This window comes from Mesorhizobium sp. M0590 (genome assembly GCF_040320905.1).
Lineage (GTDB): Bacteria > Pseudomonadota > Alphaproteobacteria > Rhizobiales > Rhizobiaceae > Mesorhizobium.
Genome location: NZ_JAMYQN010000015.1, coordinates 50,953 through 76,559, shown reverse-complemented (window position 1 = coordinate 76,559; position 25,607 = coordinate 50,953). Strand labels below are relative to the sequence as shown.

Genomic DNA, 25,607 nt, shown 5'->3' with positions numbered 1-25,607 from the left:
GGAAGGCGAGGCGTTTTGCAGACCGAGGTTCATTGGGAAAGGAAGGATTGCATGACCAGCAGGGACTTTCAGCTCCAGATGCAAGGGTTTGGCCTCACCACGGCGGAGATCCACTACCGTCTGCCCGATCATCGAAGCCTGCTTCAGCTCTATATCTGGCAGGAATACGATATCGCCCCTGATTTCCCGACGCTGAAGCATTTCCTCGATTTCTGGGAGCGCGAGATCGAAGGCCCGCTGCATTCGGTGCGCGTCGCCCATCATCACCTGATCCAGCCCTCCGAATGGCGGGCCGTAAACGGCATTATAACCGTCCACTGAGGAGCAAGCCGATCTGCCGCTAGACAGCGGACAAAGTCTCCGAAGCGGGGGAGAGAGGTAGCTGACTCTCCCCCACTTGTTTTGGGTCTCACAATGTCGGAAAGGTCCGGGCTAGCCGGCGTGGTCGACAGGCTTGCGGGCCGATGCGAGCAATCCAGCCTTGCGCGCCGCCCTGACGAAGGCCTTGCGCGCATCACGCGCGGTGCGCCAGCCGTCGAGCGCGTCGCGGCAGGTCCGATAGGCGGCGCGCCAGCTCCGGCCGCGTGCACGGTCCGGCCACTGCTGGCGCATGCATTCGATGGCTTCCCAACTGCTGGCGACCTTGCGCTCGCTGGATTGGAATTTCAACGTGATTGGCTCGGCAAAGCGGACGTCGTCCATCACTTCCTCCTTGTTTTCTGATCGTCTTCTTGTTTGAGCAAGCAACGTTATGCTGGCAGGCACCGGCGGCCGGCCGACGCCGCTGAAGGACATGGTTCGTCTCTCTGCGCGGTTCAAGAGCATCGCGGCAACAGCCGGTTATTCCTCCTCGTCGGGCCCTTGCAGCAGTTCGATCAGCGTCGCTACTCTTGCCGTCGGCAGCGGTCGGCCCTCGTTCACCAACGCCTCGTCGGCGGCGATCCAGGCCAGGGCCTCGCGCAATTCCTGGACCGTCCCGTCCGTCGCCGCAATGTCGGCGATCACGGCTTCGTCGACCGGGCCCAACACAGAAATGATCTCGTCGCGTGTCATGGTCAGCTCCATCTGCGAGTGCCGGGAACGGGCCCGGCAACACAAGAAATCTGGGTCTTGACCTGCTGCAGACAATAACCGGCCGGGGAAGTCAGCGTTGGCAATTGAAACCAAACAGGCAATCTCCTGCCGGACATCTCCCCACTTGTGGCGAGATTGGCAGCCTCGCCGAGCCGACCGAAAACCGGCCCGAAAAACCGGCAAAGCGAAAGCCACCGGGTCTTGACTTGCGGCGGACAATAACCAGATCGAAGGCACCGGTCGCCGAAATGGGGCCGGCGAAGCCAGGGAGCGCCAGCTCTTTGGCGCTCCTCGTATCTATGTTGCTCGATGGAGGATGTAGCTATGAGAACCGCATTCGACTTTTCCCCGCTCTATCGGTCGAGCATCGGCTTCGACCGCGTCTTCAACCTGCTGGAAAATGCGCCGCAGGCTTTCGACGCCTGGCCGCCCTATGACATCGCGCGCAGCGGCGAGAACAACTACCGCATCACTATCGCCGTAGCCGGGTTTTCCGAGGACGACCTCGAAATCACCCATGAACCCAACCTCCTGATTGTCTCCGGCCAGCACAAGGAGCCGGACAACGCGGAGTATCTGCATCATGGCCTCGCCACACGGCCCTTTACCCGCCGTTTCGAGCTTGCCGATCACGTCAAGGTCGCAGGCGCCTCGCTCGACAACGGCCTGCTCAGCATCGATCTGGTACGTGAGGTGCCCGAGGAGATGAAGCCTCGGCGCATCGCCATCGCGACCGATGTCGCCTCGCCGAAGACCGGGCCGAAGGTCGCGCAGGTCGAGCAGGCTGCCTGAATGCACCAGTCGAGAAAGGAGACTATGCAATGGCTATTCGTGATCTCATTCCCTGGGGCCGGGAGAACAATCAGGCCCCAGCCTGTTCCGTGACGCCGATCGCGATCCCTTCCTGACGCTGCATCGCGAAATGAACCGCCTGTTCGACGAGGCGTTCCGCGGCTTCGACACGCGGCTGCCGTCGCTCGGTGGCCTCTCCGCGGCCAGCGCCAGCTGGCCCAGTATCGACATCGCCGATGGCGAAAAGGAGATCCGCGTCACCGCCGAGATCCCCGGCATGGACGCGAAAGATGTCGAGCTGCTGCTCGATGACGGCGTGCTGACGCTGCGCGGCGAGAAGCGCGAAGAGACCGAGGACAAGGACAGGCAGTTCTCCGAACGCTTCTATGGCCGTTTCGAGCGGCGTATCCCGCTCGGCTACGAAGTCGACGAAGACAAGGTGAACGCCGCGTTCCGGAACGGTGTGCTCAGCGTGACGCTGCCCAAGACGGAGCGCGCCCAGGCAAAGGCCAAGCGTATCGCCATCAGCGGCGGCGACGGCAAGACCTGACAGCTCGCAGGACGACGCCCCCTTCTGCCTGCCGGTTCCGGCGGGCAGAAGCGGGCAAATGTCGATGACCCGTTCTCCCGACGCTCCGGTTCCGCCTGACCAGGCGCAGCACGCCCTGCAGTGCCTGACGACCGAGCATTTCGTGCTGCAAAACGCTCGCGCCGCGACCATTCAGGAAGCGAACCAGCGAGCCGATCTGTTCCTGACCTCGGTCTCGAGCGCAACGATTGCCTTGTCCTTCGTCGCGCAGGTCACGGAGATGGGCAGGCCGTTCATCCTGTTCAGCCTGATCTTGCTGCCTTGCCTGTTCTTCATCGGCCTGGTCACCTTCGTACGCGCTGTGCAGGTTGCCATCGAGGACATGGTGCATGCCCGCGGCATGGCCCGGATCCGCCACTATTTCGTCGAGCTGGCGCCCGTGCTGCAAAAATACCTTGTCAATTCCACGCATGACGACCCCTCGGCGGTGCTGGTCGACAAGGGCCTCAGACCCTCGCCGCTGCAATATTTCATGACCACCGCGGGGATGGTGGGCACGATCAATGGCGCCATTGCCGGCGTCTTCACCGGCATCGTTGTAAAGTCTGCTTTCGGCGGGGGCATGACGCCCGGCGTGATTTGCGGGCTGCTGGTCTTCGCCGCATGCATTCTCATCCTGCGGCGTTACCATAGTCGCGCCTGGGCGGCGGCCGAACAAAGTTTGCCCGCACTGTTCCCGGGCGACACGGTCAAAGCGAGGACATAGCCGTCCGGCAAGTTTGCGGAAAGTAGTGGGCGCCGCCCTTGCGTCTTGCGCGCCAATTGACCATCCTCGCCAACATCAATTTGCACCGCGGCCGGGGGGTTCGCATATGCCAACGCTTTATGCGCTGAAACCGGCCTTCCAGGCCAGGTTGCGGCCGCTTGCCGACGGACTGGCCAGAGCCGGCATCACCGCCAACCAGATCACGTTGCTGGCCGCTGCCCTCTCGCTCGCCACCGGCCTTGTGGTGGCAGCCCTTGCCGGCCACCGCGTGGTCTTTCTGCTGATGCCGCTCGTGCTGTTTACGCGAATGGCGCTGAATGCGATCGACGGTATGCTCGCGAGGGAACATGGCCAGGCCTCGAAGCTCGGCATGTATCTCAACGAGCTCTGCGATGTTGTCTCCGATCTCGCTTTGATCCTGGCCTTTGCCGTCATTTTTCCTGCCTGGGGCGTCGTTGCATTTGCGATCGCGGCTATGATCACGGAGTTCGCCGGCGTGCTCGGCATCGCCGCAGGAACCGGGCGCAACTATGCCGGCCCGTTCGGCAAAAGCGACCGGGCGCTGGCGCTCGGCATCCTCGCCGTGCTTATCGCGTCCGGCCTGTGGGTCCCGGCGCTCACGCCGCTCGTGTTTCCGGCCATGGCTACACTCTCGCTGGCGACCGCCATCAACCGGATACACAGCGGCCTTAACGGGAGCGGCAGCTGAATTCCGGTCTCGCCAGGGAGAACAACATGCTTCACCAACAGACGGTTGCGGCAGTGGCTTCAGCCAACATCGAGCGGGTGGCGCAGGAGCGCAGCTTCAAGAGCCATGACGGCACCGAGATCTTTTACCGCTGTTGGCCGGCGCTGTCGGAACACCGCAAGGGTGCCATCCTGCTGTTCCATCGCGGCCACGAGCATGGCGGCCGCATGGCGCATCTGGTCGACGAGCTTGAGATGCCCGACCACGCGTTCTATGCCTGGGATGCGCGCGGCAATGGCCGCTCCGCCGGCGAACGCGGCTATGCGCCGTCGTTTGCGACGCTGGTGCGCGACATCGATTGTTTCGTGCGCGAGATTGGCAGCGACGGCTTTGCCCGGCGCGACATCGCGCTGATCGCGCAATCCTTCGGCGCCGTGCTTGCCGCCGCCTGGGTGCACGATTACGCGCCCGACATTCGCGCCCTGGTGCTGGCCTCGCCGGCCTTCTCGGTCAAGCTCTACGTGCCCTTCGCGAAGCAAGGCATTGCGTTGTGGCAGAAGCTGAAGGGCCGCTTCTTCGTCAATTCCTACGTCAAGGCGAAATTCCTGACGCATGACCCCGAGCGCATCGCCTCCTTCGACGCCGACCCGCTGATCACCCGGCCGATCGCCTCCAACATCCTGGTCGAGCTCTACGACCATGCCGCGCGCATCGTCGCCGACGCCCGCGCCATCACCGTGCCGACACAGCTTCTGATCTCCGGCAGCGACTGGGTGGTGCGCCATGGACCGCAGCACGAGTTTTTCGTCAATCTGGCGAGCCCGGCCAAGGAGCGGCATATTTTGCCCGGCTTCTTTCACGACACGCTGGGCGAGCGCGACCGCCACAAGGCACTCGACCTGATCAGGCCTTTCCTCGAAAGGCAGTTCACAGCGCCGGAAAAGCCGGTCGACCTGACCGAGGCCGACCGTGCCGGCTACACACGCGACGAGGCCGACCGGCTGGCCTCGCCGCTGCCGCTGCTGTCTCCCAGGGGGCTCTACTGGACAATCAGCCGCGCTTCGATCCGCATGGGCGCCTGGCTGTCGTCCGGCATGAAGACGGGGATTGCCACCGGCTTCGATTCCGGCTCGACGCTCGACTATGTCTATGAGAACGAGGCGCGCGGCATCAGCCCCATTGGCCGCATGATCGACCGCACCTTTCTCGATGCCATCGGCTGGCGCGGCATCCGCCAGCGCAAGCTGCATCTGGAAGAGCTGATCGGCAGCGCCGCCGCCTCGCTCAAGGCCGCCGGCCGGCCGGTCCATATCGTCGATATCGCCGCCGGCCATGGCCGCTATGTGCTCGATGCCGTGCAGAAAGGCGCCGCGCCGCCGGCAAGCGTGCGGCTGCAGGATTTCTCCGAGCTCAACGTCTCGCTCGGCCGCAAGCTGACCGCCGAGCGCAAGCTGCCGGCGAGCGTCACTTTCCATCAAGGTGACGCCTTCGACGCCACGATGCTGGCCGGGCTCGACCCGGCGCCGGATCTCGCCATCGTCTCGGGGCTCTACGAATTGTTTTCCGACAATGCCATGATCGCCCGCTCGCTCGGTGGACTGGCCAGCGCCATGCAGCCCGGAAGCCTGCTCGTCTACACCAACCAGCCTTGGCATCCGCAGCTCGAGATGATCGCGCGCAGCCTGACCTCGCACCGCGGCGGCCAGGCCTGGGTGATGCGCCGCCGCACGCAGACCGAGATGGACCAGTTGGTGGCGGCCGCCGGCTTCGAGAAGCTCGACCAGCGCATCGACCAGTGGGGCATCTTCACCGTTTCGGTCGCGCGGCGCGTCTGAACATGGACTTGCCTGCCTCTGCCTTACCTCGCGATGCCCCTGCCCTTCCGGCCTTGCCGCACGAGCCGTATCCCGGGATAGTCCTGCGCGCCGCGCTGTGGCTGGCATTTCTGGCGCCGTTCTTCTACGCTACCTACGGCTTCGCCAACTGGCTGGCGTCGCGGCGCGACGACCTCGGCAGCATCGTGTTCGGCTGGGAGCATGGCGTCGCGTTCCTTGCCTGGACGATCGTGCCCTACTGGTCGATCAACCTGTTCTATGGCTTGTCGTTGCTGTTGAACAGTTCGAAGAGCGGCGTCGACCGCCTTGCCGGCCGCTATCTGACGGCACAGATCGTCGCCGTCGCCTGCTTCATCCTGTTCCCGCTGACTGCGACGTTCGTGCGCCCGCAGACGAGCGGCCTGCCCGGCTTCATGTTCGCCGTGCTCGGCGGCTTCGACAAACCCTTCAACCAGGCGCCGTCGCTGCATATTGCGCTGCTGGTCATCATCTGGGACCATTGGCGTCACCGATTGACCGGCATCGCCGGCGTCGCCTGGCATGTCTGGTGTTTCCTGATCGGCGCCTCGGTGCTGACGACGTGGCAGCACCATTTCATCGACATTCCGACCGGCGCGCTGCTCGGCCTTTTCGCGCTGTGGCTGTTTTCGCGCGACGGCGAGCTGCCGTTCGCCGGCTTCCGCCTGAGCACTGATCCGAAGGCGCGGCTTCTGGCGCTGTTCTATGCGCTCGGCGCAAGCCTTGCGCTGGCCGGCGCCGCTGCCGGCGCATTGGTCTCGGCGCTGTGGCTCATCCTGTTGTGGCCGGCACTGGCGCTGGCCATAGTCGCTTTCGCCTATGCCGGCGCCGGCGCCAAGGTGTTCCAGAAAACAGCCGATGGCCGCGTGTCGCTGGCCAGCCGTCTTCTGCTGTGGCCCTACCGGGTTGCCGCCAAGGTCAATGTGTGGGCATGGACGCGAAAGCTTCCGGCGCAGATCGTCATTGCCGACGGTGTTTCCCTTGGCCGTTTTCCGACCGCCGCCGAGGCCGACGCCTTCGGCACGGTGATCGACCTTGCCGGCGAATTGGAAAGGCCGCGCGGCGCCTCGATCCGCTGGTTGAGCCTGCCCATGGTCGACCTTTTGCCGCCGTCTCGCGAGGCGCGTGCGCAAGCGGTGGCGGCGATCGAGACGGCGCAGAGCAAGGGCACGGTGCTGGTCTGCTGTGCGCTCGGCTTCCAGCGCAGCGCCGCCGTCGTCGCCGAATGGCTGGTCGCCAGCGGCCGGGCCGCCACGCCGGATCAGGCGCGAGGCCAGCTCGCCGCCGCCGGCCGGCCTGTGCATCTTGGCATGGACGCGCCGACATGACCGCCTTTCGAGATAAGGCCGAGACGTTCGCCGCCGGACTGATGGTGCAGGTTGCGTGGCCGCTGCTGTTGATTGCTGCTGCCTTGCTGGCGGCGCCGGTCATCGGCCTGGCGGCTGCGCCGCAAACATCGTCGCTGTCCGCGGCGGCCTGGCTGATCGCCGCCGCGGGTGCCATAGCCACAATTATTCTCTCGGCCCTGCTTTTGTTCGACGCGCTGCTGTTCCGGCTGATGGCCAGCCACGCCAGCGAGGCAGGCGGTGGTGCGGCGATCGACGACGTGCTGGCGCGCATGCGGCTGAAACCCACGGCGGCCGCTGGCCGCTCGCTCGACCAGCGGATGGCCGGCACGCGCCGTCTGCTCGCCAAGCAGCGTATCGCCTTCAGCCTGTTCGCGGCGGCCTCGGTCGTCGCGGCATTCTTTTGAGCCCGTCCATGACAAAGCTTCGCGTCAGCACCTATACCCTGCTGCAGACGGTGACCTCGGTCGGCCTGTCGGCGCTGGCCTGGGTGGTCACCGGAGTGCGGCCGATCTGGAACGGCAGCCAGCCATCGGACCGGCAGCGCATCTACTTCGCCAACCATGCCAGCCACGGCGATTTCATCCTGCTGTCGGCCTGCCTCAGCGAGAAGGAGCGCGCCCGTACCCATGCGGTGGCGGCCGCCGATTATTGGAGCAAGACGCGGCTGCGCCGTTTCATTGCCGAGGACATGCTGTCTTCCGTGCTGATCCACCGGCAGTGGACGGATGAAACGCAGCACCCGATCTCGATCATGCTGTCGGTGCTCGACCAGGGCCATTCGCTGATCCTGTTTCCCGAAGGCACGCGCAACATGACCGACGAACCGCTGCTGCCGTTCCGCTCCGGCCTCTACAATCTGTCGATGGCGCGGCCCGATGTCGAGCTCATCCCGTGCTGGATCGAGAACATGTCGCGGGTGCTGCCCAAGGGGCAATTCGTGCCGGTGCCGCTGCTTTGCCGTGTCGTCTTCGGCGCGCCGATCGCCATTCAACCGGGTGAGGAACGCCGCGCCTTTCTCGACCGCGCCCGCGAAACGCTGCTGGCGCTGAACCCCCGGCCGCAGCGAGACGATTGAGGACCAAGGCAAAATGCTGCCGATGATGCACGAAACCCTCATTCTGATTGTCGGCCTGCTGGCGGTGCTGATCAGCGCCAGCGTCGTCGCCGGCGTCTTGTCATGGCGCGCGCCAAAGCCGTTGTCGCCGACGCTGGTCAATCTCACCCAGCGCATCAATGCCTGGTGGGTGATGGTGGTGGCGATCACCGTCGCCTTCTTCTTCGGCCGCCCCGGCATGACCATCCTGTTCGCGCTGATTTCGTTCGCCGCGTTGCGCGAATTCGTGACGCTGACGCACAGCCGCCGCAGCGACCACTGGGTGCTGCTCGGCATGTTCGGCATCGTCATCCCGTTCCAGTACTGGTTGGTGTGGACCGCCTGGTACGGCCTGTTCACCATCTTCATCCCGGTCTACTGCTTCCTGCTGATGCCGGCGATCACCGCGCTGCACGGCGACACCGAACGCTTTCTCGAGCGCGTCTCGGCGCAGCAATGGGCGGTCATGATTTCGGTCTACTGCGTCAGCCACGTGCCGGCGCTGCTGACGCTCGAGGTGCCAGGCTTCGAAGGCCGCAACCTGTTGCTGATCGCTTTCCTGATCATCACCGTGCAAGGCAGCGACGTGCTGCAATATATTTTCGGCAAGCTGTTCGGCCGGCATCTCCTGGCGCCGACGGTCTCGCCGTCGAAGACTTGGGAGGGGCTGGTCGGCGGGCTGGCGGCATCGAGCCTGCTCGGCGCGCTGCTGTCGTTCCTGACGCCGTTCTCGCCGCTGCAGGCAGCCGGCGTCGCCTTCATCGCCTGCCTGATGGGCTTCCTTGGCGGGCTGGTCGCCTCCGCCATCAAGCGCGATCAAGGCGTCAAGGACTGGGGCCATCTGATCGAAGGCCATGGCGGCATGATGGACCGTGCCGACAGCCTGGTCTTCGCCGCCCCGGTCTTCTTCCATACGGTGCGCTATTTCTGGACTGTATGAAGGTTGGCGCCGTTTGCCGCGGCGGACGGTTCAGCGCGACCTTGCGAAGATAACCTGATCCGTTTCGTTGTTACCACTTTCGCGAAAGCGGTAATAACCCGACCTGCCGCAGTCTTCGCCGCGCTCATTTTGCCGCGGCGAGCGGCTCTTTCTTGCGCGCCGGCGTCAGGCGGCGCATGCGGCGTTTGGCGGTGGTCTTCAGCGCCACCGGCGCAGCGCTGGACAACGCACCGAGCACCGCGCCTACCATGCCATGTGCGACGAAATCGGCGTTGATCTCGTTGGCCAATCTGGCATCTGCCTCCTGGTTGTCGCTGTCGGCTTCCGACCACAACACGATGCCCACTCGCAACCTTGGTTTGGCGCGTTTCAGCCGACGGACCAGGAACCGCCCGTGCTTGACGGAATCCCGGTTCAAAAATCCGACGACGACAGTATCGACGGCGTCGAGCTCAAGGCGGCGAATGCTCCCCGGTTCCATCTCGGCGAAGCTCGCTCTCAACACCGTAGCGCCCTGGACTTCGAGCACCTGCGCCAGCATGGCGGCAGCCGCGTCGTCGAGTTCGCCGCGCCCTCCGGCGCACAGCACCGACATGCCCGTGCCATCCGGCAGTTCGGTGTCTTCCTCGCCCTGAACCTCCCCCTGAACGTGCTTGTCCTCGCGTGAGCCGTGGTCCTCGGCCGCGGCCGTGTCGTCCGCTTCCGCCTCCTCCTGCGCGCTGTCGTCGAGGTTCGCCACCATCGTCAGCGCGCTGCCCGCGACCTGCTGTCTTTGCTCATCGCTCAACACACCGCGCACCCGGTCCTGCTCGCCGAGCAGAAGTGCGGGAATCGCGACCTTGTCGTAGAACTCGACCAGATATTCTTCCTCCAGCATCTCCTCGGCATGGTCCGTCGCTTCCTCGGGATCGCCGGCCAACAGCCGCTGGTAAAGCCGGGCGTGCGGTTCGAGCACGGGTTCGTTGCCGAACAGAACGTCGAGGAATTCGAACTGCGGCACATGGCGGCCGAGCACGACGAGGCAGACCGTGAGCGGCGTCGACAAAACCAGGCCCAATGGCCCCCAAAGCCAGGTCCAGAAGATCGCCGCAACGATGATGGCCAATGGCGACAGCCCGGTGCGCGAGCCGTAGAGCCAAGGTTCGATCACGTTGCCGGTGATCAGTTCCACCACGACGAAAAGCCCTGCAGTCCAGAGCACGAGCGACCAGCCGGGCGCCACGGCCAGCGCCAGGAACAGAGGCAACAGCGTCGCTATGACCGGGCCGATATAGGGAACGAAGCGCAGCGCCAGCGCCAGCAAGCCCCACAGCAATGGATTGGGTATGCCCAGCAGCCAAAGTCCGATTGCAATTGGGACGGCATAGACGATGTTCACGACCAGTTGCATGAGCAGATAGCGGCCGACGCGCTTGCCGGCATCCTGCAGCGCCTCGGTGGTTCGGTGCAGATCGCCGTAGCCGACGAGGCGTATGAAACGATCGCGCAGGTCCTCCCGCTCCAGCAGCATGAATATGACGACCACGACGATCAGTCCGGCCGATGCCAGCGGGCTCAGCAGCGGGCCGATCAGATTCTGGAGAACCTCGAGCGGTCGTTCGCGCGCGACGATTTCGACCGGGATCGGTTCCCGCGGAGGCTGATCGGCGGCGGGTTGTGCGGGCTCGGGTCTGTCGAGCTCCTGGCCGACGCGTTCGATCACCCGGCTCAATCTGGAAACGATGCCGCCGCCGACGCCGGTTTCCTTGAGCGACCGGACCTTGGTCAGGATATTCGCCTGGTAAAGCGGAATGTTCTGCGCCAGTTCACTGACCTGCGTGGCGACGATGAAGGAGAACAGAGCCAGCACCGTGAATGCGCCGAGCACACTGGCGATCACGGCAGGAAGACGCGGAATGCCGGCTCGCTTGAGTGCCGACACCATGGGCACGAGCGCAAAGGTAAGCAGCAGCGCGATTGCGATCGGCAGAAAGACCTCGCGCCCGAAATAGAGCGCCGCGACGGCCGTCACGACCGACGCTACGCTGGGCAACGATGTGCGCGGAAGCGCCCTGGCCGCGGAAACAATGCCCGCCCGCCGGGGCTCCGACAGGTGCGCGTCGTTTCGACGATTTGCCGCCACTTGATACCTCCGCCCCGCCGTCGCCATGATCGGGCATATTGAGCCGGCGTGCAACTTCGCAGCGTCTCACCCAGCTGGACGCCGATTGCCCTGGTCGGCAGCGCGGCAAATTCAGTCATGGTAGAATTTTTTGCATTAATGACGTCACGGGCAATCCTGTTCCATGTCTGCGCCAGAACGTGGAACTTTTGGGTCAAAACACCGTTCCTTCGTAGATCGCTGATGGACAACCTCAAAGCAGCAGCTCAGGAGGAATGATCATGAACATCAAGACGCTTTGCATGGGCGCGATGGCGCTTTCGATGATGACCGGCGCAGCGCTTGCCGCCGGTGCCACTGGCACTTCGGCGCTCGACGATCCGCAGAAAATGAACCCCTTCTTCACCGACGCCGGCATGAAGACCATGAAGTCGGAAGCCGAATTCAAGGCGGCATGGATGGCCATGTCCACGAGCGACCGGGCCATGATGTTGAAGGAATGCAGCGACGCAGGCATTGCCACGATGCATGCCGACTTCTGCAAGATGGCCAACCAGCTCGGTGGCGCCAACAAGTGATCGTTGCCAATTGAAATAACGCACCAAGCGAAAGGGCGGGCAGGTCTGTCACTGCGACCTTCCTGTCCGCACGGGCGGGCGCTCATCTATTTGAACTCGTGCCGGAATATCCGCGTAAAAGGCCACGACTTCGATTGCCGTGGCGCCATTGGCATGGCCTGGCCTGAGCGCATGTCGCGAAGCGGCAATGCCACTACCGCCCAGGGGTCCCAGTCTGCTCACAATCCGGGTTTTCCGGTCGGCCGTCCGCCTGGCATTAGCGGCCGGCACGCTTGGTTACCGGCACGCTGCCCCCGGCACGCTTGACCTCGCCGCCAACCGTGGGATAGGCCGGGTAATGAGCCAACCACCTCCGCACCGGAGTCCCACGAAAGACCTGCCATGACCGACGCGATCATAAGAGACAGCAATGGCACGGCGCTGCACGAGGGCGACTCCGTGACCCTGATCAAGGATCTCAAGGTCAAAGGCACGTCGGAGACGATCAAGCGCGGCACGCTGGTGAAGAATATTCGCCTCACCGGCAATCCCGGCGAGATCGAATGCAGCACCAGGCAGGTGAAGGGCCTGGTGCTGAAGACCGAGTTTTTGAAAAAGGCGTGATCGCCTCGGCACCCTTCGCTTCGCTTCCATATCAGTCGCTCTCGAATCGCTCATGTGAGTGAATCGCCCACGCGAGGAACTGGAGGAGCCGCGCCCTCCCCCTATGTTGCACTGCGTTAGATTTGTTGCATTGCAATATCGTCGCATCGGGTCGAGCCTCTGCGAGGTGGGCATTCCTTGCATGAGGTGATTGTGTCGGCATCATTTCGGCCTGACATCGAAGGGCTGCGCGCGCTGGCGGTGGCGGGTGTCATCGCCTTCCATTTTGGTCTGTCCGGCCTGCCCGGCGGCTTTGCCGGCGTCGACATCTTCTTCGTCATCTCCGGCTATCTGATCACCCGTCACCTGGTTACGGAAATCACCGAGACCGGGCGGCTGAACCTCTGGCGCTTCTACGCCCGGCGCGCCCGGCGCCTGTTGCCGGCGGCACTGTTCGTCATCCTCGCCACGCTGTTCACGGGTTACTTCATCCTGTCGCCGGAGGAACAGGCGCTTTATTCGAAAGGCGCCATGTTCGCCTCCGCCTACATGATCAACCTTTGGCTGATCCGCTGGTCGTTCGACTATTTCGCCGCCGACGCCACCAACAACCCGTTCATCCACTTCTGGTCGCTCTCGGTCGAGGAACAGTTCTATTTGGCATGGCCGGCGCTGCTTCTTGCCGCCGCTTGGCTGCGTCCCGGCAAGCGCGCCGCTATAATCGTCATCGGCGTCGCCGGCGCGGCCTCCTTCGCCGCCTGCGCCTGGCTGACGGAAGTGTCGCAGCCCTGGGCGTTCTATTTCTCGCCGCTCAGGGCCTGGGAATTCGCCGCCGGCGGCCTCGCGACCATGGCGCCGGCAAAGATCTGGCGCGACCGGCCGCTGCTGGCCACGCTCCAGGCATGCCTCGGTCTGGCACTGATCGCCTGGGCCTATCTGATGCTGGACGAAGACTCGCCGTTTCCCGGGGTGAATGCGCTGGCGCCTGTTGCCGGCACCGTGCTGCTGCTGCTCAGCGGCAGCGGCGGCCGCAATCTGGCGAGCGCCGTGCTGGCGCTGCCGCCCATGCAATGGTTGGGCCGGCTGTCCTATTCGCTCTATCTCTGGCACTGGCCGGTCATCGTCTATGCGGCGATGGTGGTTCCCAGCCTGTCCATCCTGGACCGCCTTGCCTGCGCGGCGCTGACGCTGCTTCTATCGATGTTCACCTATCATTTCATCGAGAACCCGATCCGCCGCAACGGCTGGCTGATGGCCGGAGCAGCGCGGGCGCTGGTGCCCGCCGTCGCGCTGACCGGCGCCGGCGTGGTCGCGGCCTATGGCAATGCGCGCTTTGCCGAGCACAATCTCAGCCCCGAACAGCACGTCATCGCCGACAGCGCCGCCCAGCTCTCCACCGTGCGCGCGACCAATGGCGGCTGCGTGCTCGATTTCGAGACCGTCAAGCCGAAGCCCTGCATGTTCGGCCGCAAGGATGCCCAGCGCTCGGTCGTGCTGTTCGGCGACTCGCATGCCGACCATTGGTCGACGCCGCTGATCAAGGCGGCCGAGAAGAACAATTTTCGCGTCGTCACCTTTCTCAAATCCTCCTGCCGGGCTTCGCGGGTGACGACCTGGAACTGGCGGCTGAAGCGCGACTACACCGAATGCGATCAATGGCGCGAGCAGTCGGTCAAGGACATCATCGCGCTCCACCCGCAACTGGTGGTGATCTCGGAGTTCTCGATCGGAAATGTGATGAAAGAATCGCCCGAGGAGTTGAAGCACGCCGATTGGCAAGCGCAGTGGCGGACCGGCCTCAGCTGGACGCTTCAAGCCTTCAGCCAGGCCGGCATCAAGGTCGCGGTCATCAGGGACGTTCCCTACAATGCAAGCTACGCCGACAAATGCGTGGCGCGGGCGCTGTGGCGGGGCCAGACGCCCGCGACATGCGACACGCCGAGGATCATGGCGGCAAACGACGACATCGCCACCATCGAGCGCGATATCGTGCGCTCGACACCGAACGCTGCTTACATCGACATGACCGACCGCTTTTGCGACCAGACCACCTGCCATGTCTTCATCGACGGCAAACTAGCCTTCCGCGACCGCCACCACTTGGCGACGCCCTTCGCCGAAACGCTGGAACCGGCAGTGGAGCGGGCGCTGTTTTCGGATGTGATGGCGGCGGCCGTAAAGTAACGGTTCCGGATCTTGTCGGATCACGACCCAGCCCTCGGCAAGCAACCATGCGGGGGTCAGCTAAGGATAAGACCCGCCAGGAAAACCGTAAGGATAAGCGACAGCGGAACTGCAAGAAGGCAGCACAGCTCGAAAGCTCGCCAAGAAGTCATTGGGCGCTTTTCCATGTTGGCCTCCTCCCTCAACGGCCAGACCGAGACGGCAGTTCCGCTTAGATAGTGCTCACCCCCACCACTCATCATGCAATTGGCGCAACTCGTTCCGCTTCCTGGTCATCCATCGTGCACGCGCCAGATGTGTCGCCCACGCCCGGAAAGCCCTCTCCGGCTCCTGCTCCGGATCAATGTGCAGAACGATGCGGGCGACCTCACGCCAATCGGTCCCTTCAGCCGACGCGTCGAGCAGCCGGATATAAGTAAGCATGCGATCTTCGTCATAACCGGTCGGCACTGAAGACGTCGGCGCTGCGTTCGCGATATGAGAGTTTGGCGGCTTTGGCATTGCGACCTACCAGCAATGGCGCACCGTAGCAGCCTATAAAGAAGCCCGCGCCCTTTGATCGGAGGATGCGCCGATCGAGATTCGCCTCGACGGTCGGCAAATGGCGGCCTCAGGCGGAGTTCACCGCCCAGCTGGGCTCACGCCTCACCACGTCGTGATCGGGTCGAGGCAATCTATCTATTTTAGTGGAACCTAATTTAGTCGACGCAATTATGCGTGCGTGAGAAAGCGTGAAATCCAGACCGTCACTGAAAGCCGGCTATCGCGAGATCAGTTGGCCGATGATCCAGTGATTGCAGTCGATTTGACGGAACGGATATTACAGGCGGCCGACAACGACAGGATTGTCTGCCTCGTTGTGGCAACGGAGCAACTGGAAACCGACCGCATCGAGAAAGCGGAGCCTAAGGAGACCAGGATTGCCACAAGCTTCGTCCGGGACTTTGAGGTAATGCTGCTTGTTCTTTATGCGGCCTACGCCCTCGCTGTGCTGGGTGCGACCGCGTTCGTTTTGCTGGAATTGGGCCATGTTCTGTAGGCAGACGTCGGCAAAAGACGGGACTGACGCGCGATTGCCGCTGTTTGATGAGAGGAGCGGCCACGCTGCGTCGACGATCCGACCCCGGCGCAGCCAGCGGCGTTTTCGCGCCAGCAGGCGCTAAACTTCGGGCCCGTCCGTTCCTTACATCTTGCCAATCTATGGAACGAGGCTGCCCCTCGGGGGTTTTTCTATTAGAGGGACGTTAAAGAAGGAGGTAGCTATGAAGAAGCTCCTGCTTGCCTCGGTGATCGCCATCGCCTCGGCGGCTTCCGTGATCGGCCCGGCGAATGCCGGCGGCAGCGTCACGATCGGCATCGGCAACGGCTATGACGACGACTATTATTATCGCCACCATCGATATTCCGATTACGACGATGAGTACGTCCCCCGTTACCGCTATGATGTCTACGACGAGGACTACAGGCCGCGCTACCGGTACCACCACCGGCGCTGCCACACCGAAGTCATCAAGCACTGGCGTCATCACCACCGGATTATCGAAAGAATCCGTGTCTGCCGTCGTTGACGGATCGATCCGGCCGGTATTGCCGGCCGGATCGGCGGGGCTTCTCACCTCGGCTTGCGCATCAGCATCATGCCGTAATGCACGGCCAATATGTCGAGCCCGATCTTGAGTAGTTTCACCACCACGTCGCGCGGCTCGCCGGCCTGTTCGGCCAGGCTCTTGACCGTTGCGTCGGCACAGCAGACCTTTTGCACGATGCCGGCGATCTCCCAATGGACAAGCGCCCTGGTTGCCTCGGCATGGTCGCGGCCGGCGGACAGGATGTGTTCGGCGACGCCGCTGCCGGTACGGCCGCCGTCGACGCGCTCGGCCCAAGCCATCGGCTTGGCGGTTGCCTCGGACGAGTTGCGGAAATCCTGGCGGTAGCGCATGCCCGCCTCGCGCTGCTGGCGCGACAGCGAGGTGAGGCCGCTCAGCGGGTCGACGTTGCGCACCCGCACGATGCCGCCGGTCGCTGTGTGGCCGTCATTGGAAACCTCATAGAGGCGCGCGCCCTCCTGCGTCCCCTTGGCCAGCCGCTTGCGGCCGAACCTGTCGTCCTTCAGCGCGAAATCATGGCCGATCTCCTTGCGGATGCGCACCTGCTCGGCCTCGCCTTTCGGCAATCGCGGCGGCCTGGCTTTGATCTTCTGGACGGTTTTGGTGCTCATCGGCTCGGTCCTCCTGGGTTTTGGTCGTCGGGCTCTGGCGAACTTCCGTCATCCAACGGGCTCAAATCGCTTCGGCCGGCAGCGTGCGCAGGAAGCGCGCCGCGTGATAGGCGCAGTAGCTTTTCGATGGGTTCGTGCGCAGTCCGCAGCACAGCATGTCCAAACCGGGCCGGCTGCCGGGGGCATCGTTTTCCGCATCCTCCTGCAGCGTCGTGTCGAGCGGCGCGCGGCAGCGCTCGAACAGGCAATCGATGAAGCGCATGGCAACGAAATGCGGCTGGCGACCGCCGGCGGCGATCGGGCGCGGCGCCGGCATTTCGAGCGGCGCGCCATCTGACCCGGTGATCCGAGCCGGACCCGGCTGCCAGGCCGGCGGCGCCAGCCTGGCCGACAGCCTTGCCGGGCGGCAGCGTGGCTCGGCCTTCGGAGCCGACTCCGCTTGATCAGCAGTGCTTGATGGCTCAGGCGCCGAATTTCCGAGCCGGCCGCCAGAGCGTCGGCCACACCAGCCTTTGGATCTGGCAAGGCCGATGGCGCGCAGACGGGCGGTGCGGTGGACGATGCCGATGATGGCCGCGCGCGAGGCCGGGCGGCCGCGCAGCGCGGTCAACCGGGTGGCGATCTTCGCGGCCGACAGCCCGCTCATCAGCCAGTTCTCGATTTGTTCCAGTTCCGAGGCGGAATAGCGGGCGGCCATGATGTTTCATTTCCTGCAAAAATGGTTGTGTGCGGCGCCGGCTTCGCCGGCCTCAGGCTCGAAAGCCGGTCAGCCTTCGCGTGGTCTGCTGCGATCGAGCTTCATCTCGGCCGCCTGCCTTGTTGCGCCGGACACTGCCTTGCCCGTCCGCTCGTCGAAGGCGATGACCGCGCCGTCTTCGGTGCGGGTGCAGGAAACTGCGGCATCCGCATTGCCGGCCGGCAGGTAATTCGTGGCCGGAGCCGTGAGGGGAACGGCTCCGGCCGTTCCGGCCGCTTGCGCTGCCGGATCCGAGGCGCGAGCCTCGGGCATCGTCCCGGCCGGGGAGGAGGACAGCCGCGACGAAGGGGAAAGGTTTGGCACATGCATGGCCTTGGCGACCGGTTGTGGTACCGCCTCCAGGAGAGCGCTGCCGGCGCGCTGAAGGGCGGATTCGAGGACCGAAAGCTGGTGAAGCGACTTGTGCATGACCGTATAAGAGCATAACTCAATCAATTATGCAAGCGATTCTTGCATAGACGAAACCGATTCTTATGCCTCAGATGGAGCCATGGCGAAAACTGCACTGTCGATCAAGGTCGGAGCGGCGATCCGCCGGGCGCGCAAGCAGCGCGGCCTGGTGATGCGCCACATTGCCGAGCACAACGACACCGACGTCGCTGCCGTCGGCAATTGGGAAACCGGGCGCAACCTGCCCAAGACCGAGAACCTTTTGAAGACCGCCGCGTTCCTGCGCGTCGACCCGGTGGCACTCGGCAAGGGCGAGGTCGTTTTCCTCGAAGATGCCGGACCGGTCGCCGATGCCGAGATCGTCACCGATCCCGGCCCCCTGCCCGCCGGGCCGATGGACATCCAGCTTCTCGGCACCGCCGTCGGCGGCGACGATGGCGACTTCACCTTCAACGGCCAGCCGGCCGGCTATGTCCAGCGGCCGCCGGGGATCCGGCATCTGCGCAACGTGTTTGCGCTGCACGTGCTGAGCGATTCGATGGTGCCGCGCTACGAGCCCGGCGAGATGATCTATTGCGGCGGCCGCGAAGCGTTGCCCGGCGACCATGTGGTGATCGAGACCCTGCCCGAGGAGAACGAGCAAAACGGCAAGGCCTTCATCAAGAAGCTGGTCAAGCGCACCGCCGCCGAGCTGATCGTCGAGCAGTACAACCCGCCCAAGACGCTGTCCTTCAACCGCTACGCCATCAAGAACGTCTTCCGCGTCATCCCGCTCAAGGAATTGCTGGGGTATTGAGGGCTTGTTGCCTTCTCCCCTTGTGGGAGAAGGTGGATCGGCGCACAGCGCCGAGCCGGATGAGGGGTGCTGGAAGGAACGCGGCGGAGGAAATGTAGAAGCGATTTTTAAGCACTTACGCCATCAAGGTAGCGATCCGTCCAACACCCCTCATCCGACCGAGCTTCGCTCGGCCACCTTCTCCCACAAGGGGAGAAGGGAAGAGCAGCACGCCCGCCCCCTCAAGCCCGCCTCGACTGCAGCTCTCGACCGTTGAGCAGGCGCGCCTCGGCGCGGGTCCGTTGCCGGTCGTCGATGAAGGCGGCCTGGATCGAGACGGCGGCGCCCGGCAGGCCGTCGGCCCGGCAGGCCTTGCAAATCAGGCGCCCCGAAAGTGCTGATAGCGGCGTCTCCGGCCTCACCCCATGCCGCTTGAGCTCGGCCGGCTTCCACCACCTGTTACGGCCGCAGTCGATGCATTCGACGGCAATCGAGACAACATCGGCGATCGTCGCTTCCTTGCCTGCCAATGCCATGGTCATCCCCATCATCGTTCCTGCTTTGTTCGCAACATTATCGGTTTTTGGAGCGGAGTCGAGTCGGTTCCGCTTACATCAACGTGAAAGTTTCACTTGTTCGATTATTTGAGTTATGCTTATACATGGTGTGGACTGGAATCGGCGCGAGCAACAGAACCGCAGCCGGCCGGCAGCAAGGGAATGACGATGGACCCAGCCCAGTTCGCCCATGCTTGCGGCTATAGCGGCGACAGCCCGGCCATGTTTGCCGCTTTCGCGGCCATCCGCCAGGACGGCATCCGCAAGGCACGCCAGGGTCATCGCCAGCGCAAGGCGGCGATCGACCGGTTGAAGCCGAGCCGCGCTCTGTTCCTGGCGGCGATCCGCCCGGCGCAGTCAGCCGAGGAGGCACTCGAGGATGCCGCCCGCTTCCTGTCGATGTTCCGCAACATGCCGTACTGGCGACAGGAAAGGCGCGCCGCCGACCTCACCCGCGCCAGGCAGCAGCGCCTGTTCGCCCGCTTCTTCCGCCGCTACGGCCACCGCCTCTGGGCGCTCGAGGCGGCGTAAGCCCGAGCGGAGCGGCCAGCCAGCCGATCAAAGCTGCTGGCTGCGAGCGAAAATGCGGCCGTAGCTGGCATCGTCGATCTCTGCGAAGTGATGGGAGCGCAGGAAACGCTGCAGCCGGGGATTCGGTGTGGCGCAGGTGGCGGCATGGACATTCCAACGGATCAGCTTGAATTGCCGATCGATGGCATAGGCCCGGACAAGCCTCCACAAGACGAGCAGGACGCCTTCGCCACCGCCGTCGATATGGGCAAAATTGACCAGAAGCGTGCCGCCATTGCGATTGAATTCGGCCAGGACGGTGGCGCTGCCCATGGCGAAGGAGATCGGCCGGCCGAAGGCCAGCAACGCATCCTGGTCCGCGCGCGACAGCGCCCTCAACGTCTCCAGGGAGACACCCTCGATTTCGATCCGCATTGAAGGGTTGACCCTCGCTAAGTTGCTCGCCTCGCCCATTGCCCTAGTCTGCTTGCCAGAAAGACAGCTGATAATCCTCCAGGTCTCTGGAGTCTGAAGCGAAAAACTCGACGACAAACCTTCGGTTCGCAAACTGCCATTGCAGTTTTGCCTCATAAATCTCCTTGAGAACCGAGCCGAGAAACACGAGTTTGTCGCGAGAGATGTCGGCGGCGCCCAAGGCGTGAATGTCGGCAATGTGCAGGTGGTTCATAACCGCTTCCACGGACTGTCGTGTGGCGTTGGGGTCTCGTTCAAAGCTTCGCAGGCCTTCCTCGCTAAACCCTTCCATCAAAACGTAGCGTTCGAACGTCACGAATTTCGGCCAGAAAATGGTGCTGTATCCCACAGCAAGCGCAAATCGGCCCTCGCACCCGACCCAGCTTTGTAGATCGATGCCGGACCCATTGTTCCAGGCTGCCAATTCAGCCTTCATGCTGGCTGGAACATCCATATCGTAGCCTCCCGATCTCGCCTGTCATAGGTCTTTCAACGGCTGCTTTCCAGTAGACCGGCAAAGTTGCATCCCTTCACGCTTGTCGTCCCCAAATCCGCGCCGTATGTCTCCACGCGATGAGCGAGATCGAATTCCGTCGCGCGCAGGCGCCCGACCTGCCGGCGATCGTTGCAATGCTTGCCGACGATGTGCTCGGCGCAGACCGGGAAGACCCGTCCACGCCGCTTGCGCCGTCCTATCTCGATGCCTTCAGCGCAATCGATACCGATCCCAACCAGTTGCTGGCCGTCGCCGTCAACGCCGGGCAAGTGGTCGGAACGCTGCAGCTCAGCTTCCTTCCAGGCATTTCGAGAAAAGGCGCCTGGCGCGGCCAGATCGAAGGCGTTCGCGTCGCCCGGCAATGGCGCTCGCGCGGCCTCGGCAAGCTGATGATCGAATGGGCGATTGAAACATGCCGTTCGCGCAATTGCAGCTTCGTCCAGCTCACCACGGACAAAGGTCGACGGGAGGCGCACGCTTTTTACGAGCGCCTCGGCTTCACCGCCAGTCATCTCGGCTACAAGATGGCGCTGTAGCGCTCGGCTGATTGCCGAAGTCGGCGCTGCCCCTCATCCGCCTGCCGGCACCTTCTCCCCGTATAGCGACGGGGAGAAGGGGCTGTCCGCAAACTCGGCACTTTCCTGCAACGTTAGTGATTGGCGAAGCCATCGACGAAAGCGTCCTTCTCCCCGTCACTATACGGGGAGAAGTGCCCGGCAGGGCGATGAGGGGCGGCGCCAACCTGAAGCGATTGCCCCTTCACCTGTCGTCCGCGCTGCTTGACAATTCACCCACAATGTTCTCTTTATGTTCTCATCACAACTCGAGACAATGCGGCGTTCGAACCGCCGCGGGCGAACGGGCCGGATGGAAGCCAACATCCTCCACGCGGATCTGGATGCCTTCTATGCCTCGGTCGAACAGTTGCTCGACCCGGCCTTGCGCGGCAAGCCGATTGCCGTCGGCGGCGGGGTAGTGCTTGCCGCTTCCTATGAAGCCAAGGCGTTCGGCGTGCGCGGCGGTATGCCGGGACGGCGCGCGCGGGAACTCTGCCCGCAACTCATCTTCGTCGGCGGCCATTTCAAGGACTATCAGCGGCTGGGCGATGCGGCAATCAAGGTGCTCGGCGATTTCACGCCGGTGGTCGAGCGGATTTCGATCGACGAGGCCTTTGCCGACGTCGCCGGCTGCACCCATTTGTTCGGCTCGCCGGCCGAGATCGCCGGCAAGATCCGCGGCCGCGTGCGGGCCGAGCTCGGCCTGCCGATCTCGGTCGGCGTAGCCCGCACCAAGCATCTGGCCAAGATCGCCTCACAGGTCGCAAAACCGGACGGGCTGGTGGTGGTCGATCCGCGCCACGAGCTGGAGTTCCTGCACCACCTGCCGGTCGAGTTGATGTGGGGCGTCGGCCCGGTCACCAGGCAGCGGCTGGCCGGCATCGGCGTCAACACCATCGGCGAGCTGGCGAAGACCAATGGTGGGGCGCTTGAGCGCCTGCTCGGGCCGGCGGCGGGAGAGAAACTCAACGCGCTGGCGTGGAACCGCGATCCGCGCAAGCTCGAGACGCAGCGCCGGGCGCGCTCGGCGGGTGCGCAGTCGGCGCTTGGCCGAAAACCGGCCGAGGAGCAGGTCTTCGTGCCCGCTTTGCTGCATCTGGCCGACAGGGTCGCCACAAGATTGCGGGCGAAATCCCGGCCCGGCCGCACGGTGACGGTTCGCGTCCGCTTTGCCGATTTGCGCTCGGTGACGCGCTCGATCACGCTCGACCAGCCGATTTCGGCAACCGCCATGCTGGCCGAGATCGCCGAGGCGCTGGTGCGCAAGGTGCTCATCGACCATCCGCACGAAAAGACAATCTCGCTGCTGGCGATCGCCGTATCGCATCTGGAGCAGCATGCCGGCCTGCAACTGGAACTGCCGCTCGGGCTCGACGACGACCGCCGCCGCCCCGGCACCAGCAAGGGCGCGGCGCGCTGGACCGCGGATCGCGCCGTCGACAAGATCCGCGACCGCTTCGGCTGGGAGGCGGTCGGCTACGCCTCGGTCGCGCTCGGACTGCGGCGATCGGTTCCCGACGCATTTCGGGAGCTGGCCGAGAAGGAATTGTGAGCCTCGATTACACTTTGGTTGCCAAGTCGCCGGAATGACGTTGAAGGCTGCGGACTTGTGAATTTATCTTCGGTCCAGTTGGTCGTGCACCGGTTTGGGTATCGGCCAGACAGGGTAGCACCCGCCCGCAAATCCTTCCGCACCTTCATTTCGAACGACAGGAGATCGGCATGGGACAGAACGCCGGATATTTCGCACTCATCGTTGCCGGACTGGTGACCAATGCAACGACGCTGGCCAAGCCGCTCAACCCGGACCGGGCGATTCCATCCCTGGGCGATATCAACTCGCCGCTGGCCAGCCCGCTATTCAAGCAGGTCAAGGCTGGGCCGCTGGAGATAAAGCTTGAGGAAACCACGCTTGCCGATGTCGAAAAAGCCTTCGGCGGAGCCATGCACGATGAAGGTGACGCCGGAGATTCACGCCACTGGCTTTGCTATGCCGGCCCCGACGCCGGCGGATCGCCGTCGATCTTCTGGTTCGTATCCGGCGAGATGGGCGGCTCCGACCACGGTGTCCTGTCCGTCGCCCTGCAGCCGAACCCGGAAGGTAAGGTGCCGGAAGGATGCGCCGGCGCGCCTGCCAGCCTGACAGCTGTTGAACTCGATACGCCCGGCGTCGGAGCGCCGCTGAGCGACGTGGCCGCGAAATTTGGCGCCGCCAAGCCCGATCGTTACGGCCATTTCGGCTTCGCCGCCTCTTATCCTCCTTCGTCTCCCGACCAGAAGGACGCCACGGTCACGCAGACGCTCACCTACACAGCCGGGAACGGCAGGATAACCGGCGTGGCGGTGACGCAAGTCACCACCAATTAGGGTGTCCCCGCTCGGTTGGCGAATGGTTCACGTGTGAATGATCTGCCGCGCCCAAGCCAGGCGGCCTGGTTGCTGGCCACCTCGTAATGCAGACTGGTTCTGATGTGCCGCCCGGGCCCGCCCTCCACCTGCAAATTCCTGATCTTGAAATATTAGACCGCCATCATACACCTGCGCCGGCCGCACCGCCATCCTGTCGCGCCCACAGACGGCAGGCCAACGCAGTTTCTCGTCGAAATGGGTGAACATCCGCCCTGGAGTTGGCAAGGCCGATATCGGAACGGCAGAAATTGGGTCGGAACGGCCCTTCCGATCGCACCCGCGAAGGTCCCGAAATGACCCAGAAGTGGGCGTTCGGCAGCGATCCGAGCAGCAACCATTTTGGCAGGACAGGAAATCGGCATGGAATGCTGCAATCATCATCATGTCCCGTCCAAGTTGTGGACAGTTCCTTCTCAAAGGCGCACTCTTAGCGTGCGAAACGCGAGCTGGCGTTTCGTGCAATGCTTCACATGCTTGACTTGCGTCGGTGATTATCTGACCTACCCGGATACTTCCGGGTGGGCAGACCTCACATTGTGTCGCCTATCCGTGATCAGGCTACGGCCTAAGGCACGTTGCAGCCCGTTCCGGATCAACTGGGAGGTAAACAACATGCCTGATTTTCAGCGCAGAGAACTTCTTGTTCAAGGAAGCGCGGCTCTTGCCGCAATTGCTGCTCTCTATACCTCGCGCCGGGCTTACGCTTTTCCAACACGGCCGAACGAGGAAGTTATTCCATGGCTGGATCAGCCGACCGAAAATCCCGATCCGGCGGGTATCCAGAAGCAGCTTGTTTGGGAGGATTTGGATAGCTGGATAACGCCAAACGACAAGTTCTTCAGCATCTCGCATTTCAACCGACCAACGATCGACGAGAAGACATGGTCGATGGAGATCGGAGGCCTGGTTAAGAAGCCCCTGGAGTTAACGCTCGCCGACATCAGGGCGCGACCGCGGCAGGAGGTCGTTTTCACAGTGGAATGCTCGGGCAACCATGGGTTTCCCTTTTTCACCGGCGGCATCGGCAATGCTCGCTGGGCAGGGACGCCGCTCGCCCCGATCCTCGAGGAAGCCGGCGTTCTGGAGAAGGGCATCGAGGTCGTCTTTTTCGGTACCGACACAGGCGAGATCCCGATACGCGACGTCAAGATGCGGCAGAACTTCGCTCGCAGCATGTCGCTCGCCGACGCGATGAACCCGGACAATCTCCTCTGCTATGAAATGAACGGGGCCGCCTTGCCGGCGCCCAATGGCTTCCCGGTACGGCTCATTGCGCCAGGCTGGTACGGGATCGCCAACGTCAAGTGGCTAAAGCGCATCGAGGTTCGCGATACGCGGTTCATGAGCCTTCTGATGGCCCGCGACTATGTCACCATCCGGGAGGAGGACCACAACGGCGAGACCGTATGGGCCGAGACGTCAGTCGGGCGAGCGCTGATAAAGTCCGCGCCTGCGAAGGTTACCCGGAAAGACTCGGATTACCGCATCGTTGGGGCAGCCTGGGGGGCGCCGATCGACCGGGTCGAAGTGCAAATCGATCAAGGGCCTTGGACACCAGCGACCATTGACCACAGTGAGGAGGCAGAACACGCTTGGAAAATCTGGTCCCTGGCTTGGGCAAATCCCTCTCCTGGAGAACACACGGTGACCTCGCGCGCGGTCAGCACCACAGGACAAATTCAACCGGCGATGGACGATCCCTTGATTGCCAAGAAGCACACATACTGGGAAAGCAATGGCCAGGTGACGCGCCGCGTGCGTATCGGCTAGAGCATTTTGCAGCCAAAAGGAAGCATTTGGCGTCCGCATAGATGCGGGAAAGCAGATAGTTAGAGCGAGTTACCGGTTCCAAGAGAACCGGAACCGCTCTAAGAACGTGCTGCCATGTGGCAATTGCGTTTGGGTCACCCAGGAGGAGGCTGCCTGATCGCCATC

The 25,607-nt window shown here is 63.5% G+C and carries 30 protein-coding genes and 1 pseudogene; 21 read left to right on the top strand and 10 right to left on the bottom strand.

Translation table 11 applies throughout. The features are described 5' to 3' along the window. The first annotated feature begins 51 nt into the window (after nt 1–51). Nucleotides 52–321 (top strand): usg protein, encoded by a 270-nt coding sequence (locus tag NKI52_RS23290; protein WP_023718102.1) that lies wholly within the window; start codon nt 52–54, stop codon nt 319–321. Nucleotides 322–432: 111 nt separating this feature from the next. Here the strand turns inward: NKI52_RS23290 and NKI52_RS23285 are convergent, their stop codons facing one another. Both NKI52_RS23285 and NKI52_RS23280 read right to left on the bottom strand, forming a co-directional pair. Beyond that, nucleotides 433–702, bottom strand: a complete 270-nt coding sequence (locus NKI52_RS23285; protein ID WP_352569186.1) for a DUF982 domain-containing protein — start codon at nt 700–702, stop codon at nt 433–435. A 138-nt stretch (nt 703–840) separates the two neighbouring features. After that, entirely contained in the window at nt 841–1,053 is a 213-nt protein-coding gene (locus tag NKI52_RS23280) for a hypothetical protein (RefSeq protein WP_245274651.1), read from the bottom strand. A gap of 345 nt (nt 1,054–1,398) precedes the next feature. Here NKI52_RS23280 and NKI52_RS23275 point away from each other — a divergent pair, with 345 nt between their 5' ends. The 9 genes and pseudogenes from NKI52_RS23275 (at nt 1,399) to NKI52_RS23235 (ending at nt 9,084) form a co-directional block, all read left to right on the top strand. Then, nucleotides 1,399–1,866, top strand: a complete 468-nt coding sequence (locus NKI52_RS23275; protein WP_352569185.1) for an Hsp20 family protein — start codon at nt 1,399–1,401, stop codon at nt 1,864–1,866. A gap of 29 nt (nt 1,867–1,895) precedes the next feature. Continuing rightward, nucleotides 1,896–2,416 (top strand): annotated as a pseudogene (locus tag NKI52_RS23270) (Hsp20/alpha crystallin family protein). A 64-nt stretch (nt 2,417–2,480) separates the two neighbouring features. Next, the gene (locus tag NKI52_RS23265; RefSeq protein WP_031211478.1) at nt 2,481–3,161 is read left to right on the top strand and encodes a hypothetical protein; all 681 of its coding nucleotides are present in this window, start codon (nt 2,481–2,483) and stop codon (nt 3,159–3,161) included. Nucleotides 3,162–3,267: 106 nt separating this feature from the next. Continuing rightward, on the top strand, nt 3,268–3,870 hold the full coding sequence (locus NKI52_RS23260) for a CDP-alcohol phosphatidyltransferase family protein (protein WP_023675668.1): 603 nt from the start codon (nt 3,268–3,270) through the stop codon (nt 3,868–3,870). 26 nt (nt 3,871–3,896) lie between these two features. Next, nucleotides 3,897–5,684, top strand: coding sequence for a bifunctional alpha/beta hydrolase/class I SAM-dependent methyltransferase (locus NKI52_RS23255; protein WP_352699791.1), 1,788 nt, complete (start codon nt 3,897–3,899; stop codon nt 5,682–5,684). Between the two features lie 2 nt (nt 5,685–5,686). Continuing rightward, nucleotides 5,687–7,030 carry a phosphatase PAP2/dual specificity phosphatase family protein gene (locus NKI52_RS23250; protein ID WP_352587009.1) on the top strand — a complete coding sequence of 448 codons (1,344 nt, stop codon included), beginning with the start codon at nt 5,687–5,689 and terminating at the stop codon, nt 7,028–7,030. Continuing rightward, nucleotides 7,027–7,455, top strand: coding sequence for a hypothetical protein (locus tag NKI52_RS23245; protein ID WP_352587012.1), 429 nt, complete (start codon nt 7,027–7,029; stop codon nt 7,453–7,455). Before NKI52_RS23250 ends, NKI52_RS23245 begins: the two co-directional genes overlap by 4 nt. Before the next feature lie 8 nt (nt 7,456–7,463). Beyond that, nucleotides 7,464–8,126, top strand: a complete 663-nt coding sequence (locus NKI52_RS23240) for a lysophospholipid acyltransferase family protein (RefSeq protein ID WP_031211476.1) — start codon at nt 7,464–7,466, stop codon at nt 8,124–8,126. Between the two features lie 22 nt (nt 8,127–8,148). After that, nucleotides 8,149–9,084 carry a phosphatidate cytidylyltransferase gene (locus tag NKI52_RS23235; RefSeq protein WP_023675663.1) on the top strand — a complete coding sequence of 312 codons (936 nt, stop codon included), beginning with the start codon at nt 8,149–8,151 and terminating at the stop codon, nt 9,082–9,084. Nucleotides 9,085–9,208: 124 nt separating this feature from the next. Here NKI52_RS23235 and NKI52_RS23230 read toward each other — a convergent pair whose 3' ends face one another. Further along, complete coding sequence (locus NKI52_RS23230) at nt 9,209–11,206, bottom strand: AI-2E family transporter (protein WP_023675662.1); 1,998 nt, start codon at nt 11,204–11,206, stop codon at nt 9,209–9,211. 260 nt (nt 11,207–11,466) lie between these two features. On the opposite strand from NKI52_RS23230, the gene NKI52_RS23225 reads away from it, so the two are divergent. From NKI52_RS23225 to NKI52_RS23215, 3 genes are all read left to right on the top strand, one after another. Continuing rightward, nucleotides 11,467–11,763, top strand: coding sequence for a hypothetical protein (locus NKI52_RS23225; protein ID WP_023675661.1), 297 nt, complete (start codon nt 11,467–11,469; stop codon nt 11,761–11,763). 381 nt (nt 11,764–12,144) lie between these two features. Continuing rightward, nucleotides 12,145–12,366, top strand: a complete 222-nt coding sequence (locus tag NKI52_RS23220) for an alkylphosphonate utilization protein (RefSeq protein ID WP_023675660.1) — start codon at nt 12,145–12,147, stop codon at nt 12,364–12,366. 192 nt (nt 12,367–12,558) lie between these two features. After that, nucleotides 12,559–14,529, top strand: coding sequence for an acyltransferase family protein (locus NKI52_RS23215; protein WP_352569179.1), 1,971 nt, complete (start codon nt 12,559–12,561; stop codon nt 14,527–14,529). A 222-nt stretch (nt 14,530–14,751) separates the two neighbouring features. Here the strand turns inward: NKI52_RS23215 and NKI52_RS23210 are convergent, their stop codons facing one another. Next, nucleotides 14,752–15,030, bottom strand: coding sequence for a hypothetical protein (locus tag NKI52_RS23210; RefSeq protein ID WP_352453505.1), 279 nt, complete (start codon nt 15,028–15,030; stop codon nt 14,752–14,754). A 274-nt stretch (nt 15,031–15,304) separates the two neighbouring features. Here NKI52_RS23210 and NKI52_RS23205 point away from each other — a divergent pair, with 274 nt between their 5' ends. Beyond that, nucleotides 15,305–15,568, top strand: a complete 264-nt coding sequence (locus NKI52_RS23205) for a hypothetical protein (RefSeq protein WP_245274650.1) — start codon at nt 15,305–15,307, stop codon at nt 15,566–15,568. A 223-nt stretch (nt 15,569–15,791) separates the two neighbouring features. After that, nucleotides 15,792–16,097: a hypothetical protein gene (locus NKI52_RS23200; RefSeq protein ID WP_023675656.1), complete on the top strand. Its 306-nt coding sequence runs from the start codon at nt 15,792–15,794 to the stop codon at nt 16,095–16,097. 44 nt (nt 16,098–16,141) lie between these two features. Here the strand turns inward: NKI52_RS23200 and NKI52_RS23195 are convergent, their stop codons facing one another. The 3 genes from NKI52_RS23195 to NKI52_RS23185 form a co-directional block, all read right to left on the bottom strand. Next, a complete protein-coding gene (locus NKI52_RS23195) occupies nt 16,142–16,747 on the bottom strand; it encodes a DUF6456 domain-containing protein (protein WP_352569177.1) in 606 nt (201 codons plus the stop codon). 61 nt (nt 16,748–16,808) lie between these two features. Beyond that, on the bottom strand, nt 16,809–17,444 hold the full coding sequence (locus NKI52_RS23190; RefSeq protein WP_352569176.1) for a high mobility group family protein: 636 nt from the start codon (nt 17,442–17,444) through the stop codon (nt 16,809–16,811). A 69-nt stretch (nt 17,445–17,513) separates the two neighbouring features. Next, nucleotides 17,514–17,912 (bottom strand): hypothetical protein, encoded by a 399-nt coding sequence (locus NKI52_RS23185; protein WP_352569175.1) that lies wholly within the window; start codon nt 17,910–17,912, stop codon nt 17,514–17,516. A gap of 82 nt (nt 17,913–17,994) precedes the next feature. Here NKI52_RS23185 and NKI52_RS23180 point away from each other — a divergent pair, with 82 nt between their 5' ends. Then, a complete protein-coding gene (locus NKI52_RS23180) occupies nt 17,995–18,690 on the top strand; it encodes an XRE family transcriptional regulator (protein ID WP_352457320.1) in 696 nt (231 codons plus the stop codon). 221 nt (nt 18,691–18,911) lie between these two features. On the opposite strand, the gene NKI52_RS23175 is transcribed toward NKI52_RS23180, so the two are convergent. Beyond that, complete coding sequence (locus NKI52_RS23175) at nt 18,912–19,211, bottom strand: hypothetical protein (RefSeq protein ID WP_352569174.1); 300 nt, start codon at nt 19,209–19,211, stop codon at nt 18,912–18,914. Between the two features lie 177 nt (nt 19,212–19,388). Between NKI52_RS23175 and NKI52_RS23170 the strand changes: the two genes are divergently transcribed. Beyond that, on the top strand, nt 19,389–19,757 hold the full coding sequence (locus NKI52_RS23170) for a hypothetical protein (protein ID WP_352699787.1): 369 nt from the start codon (nt 19,389–19,391) through the stop codon (nt 19,755–19,757). 27 nt (nt 19,758–19,784) lie between these two features. Here the strand turns inward: NKI52_RS23170 and NKI52_RS23165 are convergent, their stop codons facing one another. Continuing rightward, nucleotides 19,785–20,171: a hypothetical protein gene (locus NKI52_RS23165; RefSeq protein WP_051406100.1), complete on the bottom strand. Its 387-nt coding sequence runs from the start codon at nt 20,169–20,171 to the stop codon at nt 19,785–19,787. Between the two features lie 43 nt (nt 20,172–20,214). Continuing rightward, on the bottom strand, nt 20,215–20,664 hold the full coding sequence (locus tag NKI52_RS23160; protein ID WP_023675649.1) for a hypothetical protein: 450 nt from the start codon (nt 20,662–20,664) through the stop codon (nt 20,215–20,217). Nucleotides 20,665–20,783: 119 nt separating this feature from the next. Here NKI52_RS23160 and NKI52_RS23155 point away from each other — a divergent pair, with 119 nt between their 5' ends. The 4 genes from NKI52_RS23155 (at nt 20,784) to NKI52_RS23140 (ending at nt 25,442) form a co-directional block, all read left to right on the top strand. Beyond that, the gene (locus NKI52_RS23155) at nt 20,784–21,242 is read left to right on the top strand and encodes a GNAT family N-acetyltransferase (RefSeq protein WP_352569172.1); all 459 of its coding nucleotides are present in this window, start codon (nt 20,784–20,786) and stop codon (nt 21,240–21,242) included. 331 nt (nt 21,243–21,573) lie between these two features. After that, nucleotides 21,574–22,815 carry a DNA polymerase IV gene (dinB, locus tag NKI52_RS23150; protein WP_352569171.1) on the top strand — a complete coding sequence of 414 codons (1,242 nt, stop codon included), beginning with the start codon at nt 21,574–21,576 and terminating at the stop codon, nt 22,813–22,815. Between the two features lie 170 nt (nt 22,816–22,985). Continuing rightward, nucleotides 22,986–23,630, top strand: coding sequence for a hypothetical protein (locus NKI52_RS23145; protein ID WP_352569170.1), 645 nt, complete (start codon nt 22,986–22,988; stop codon nt 23,628–23,630). A 654-nt stretch (nt 23,631–24,284) separates the two neighbouring features. Then, nucleotides 24,285–25,442, top strand: a complete 1,158-nt coding sequence (locus NKI52_RS23140; protein WP_352569169.1) for a sulfite oxidase — start codon at nt 24,285–24,287, stop codon at nt 25,440–25,442. Nucleotides 25,443–25,607: the final 165 nt, after the last annotated feature.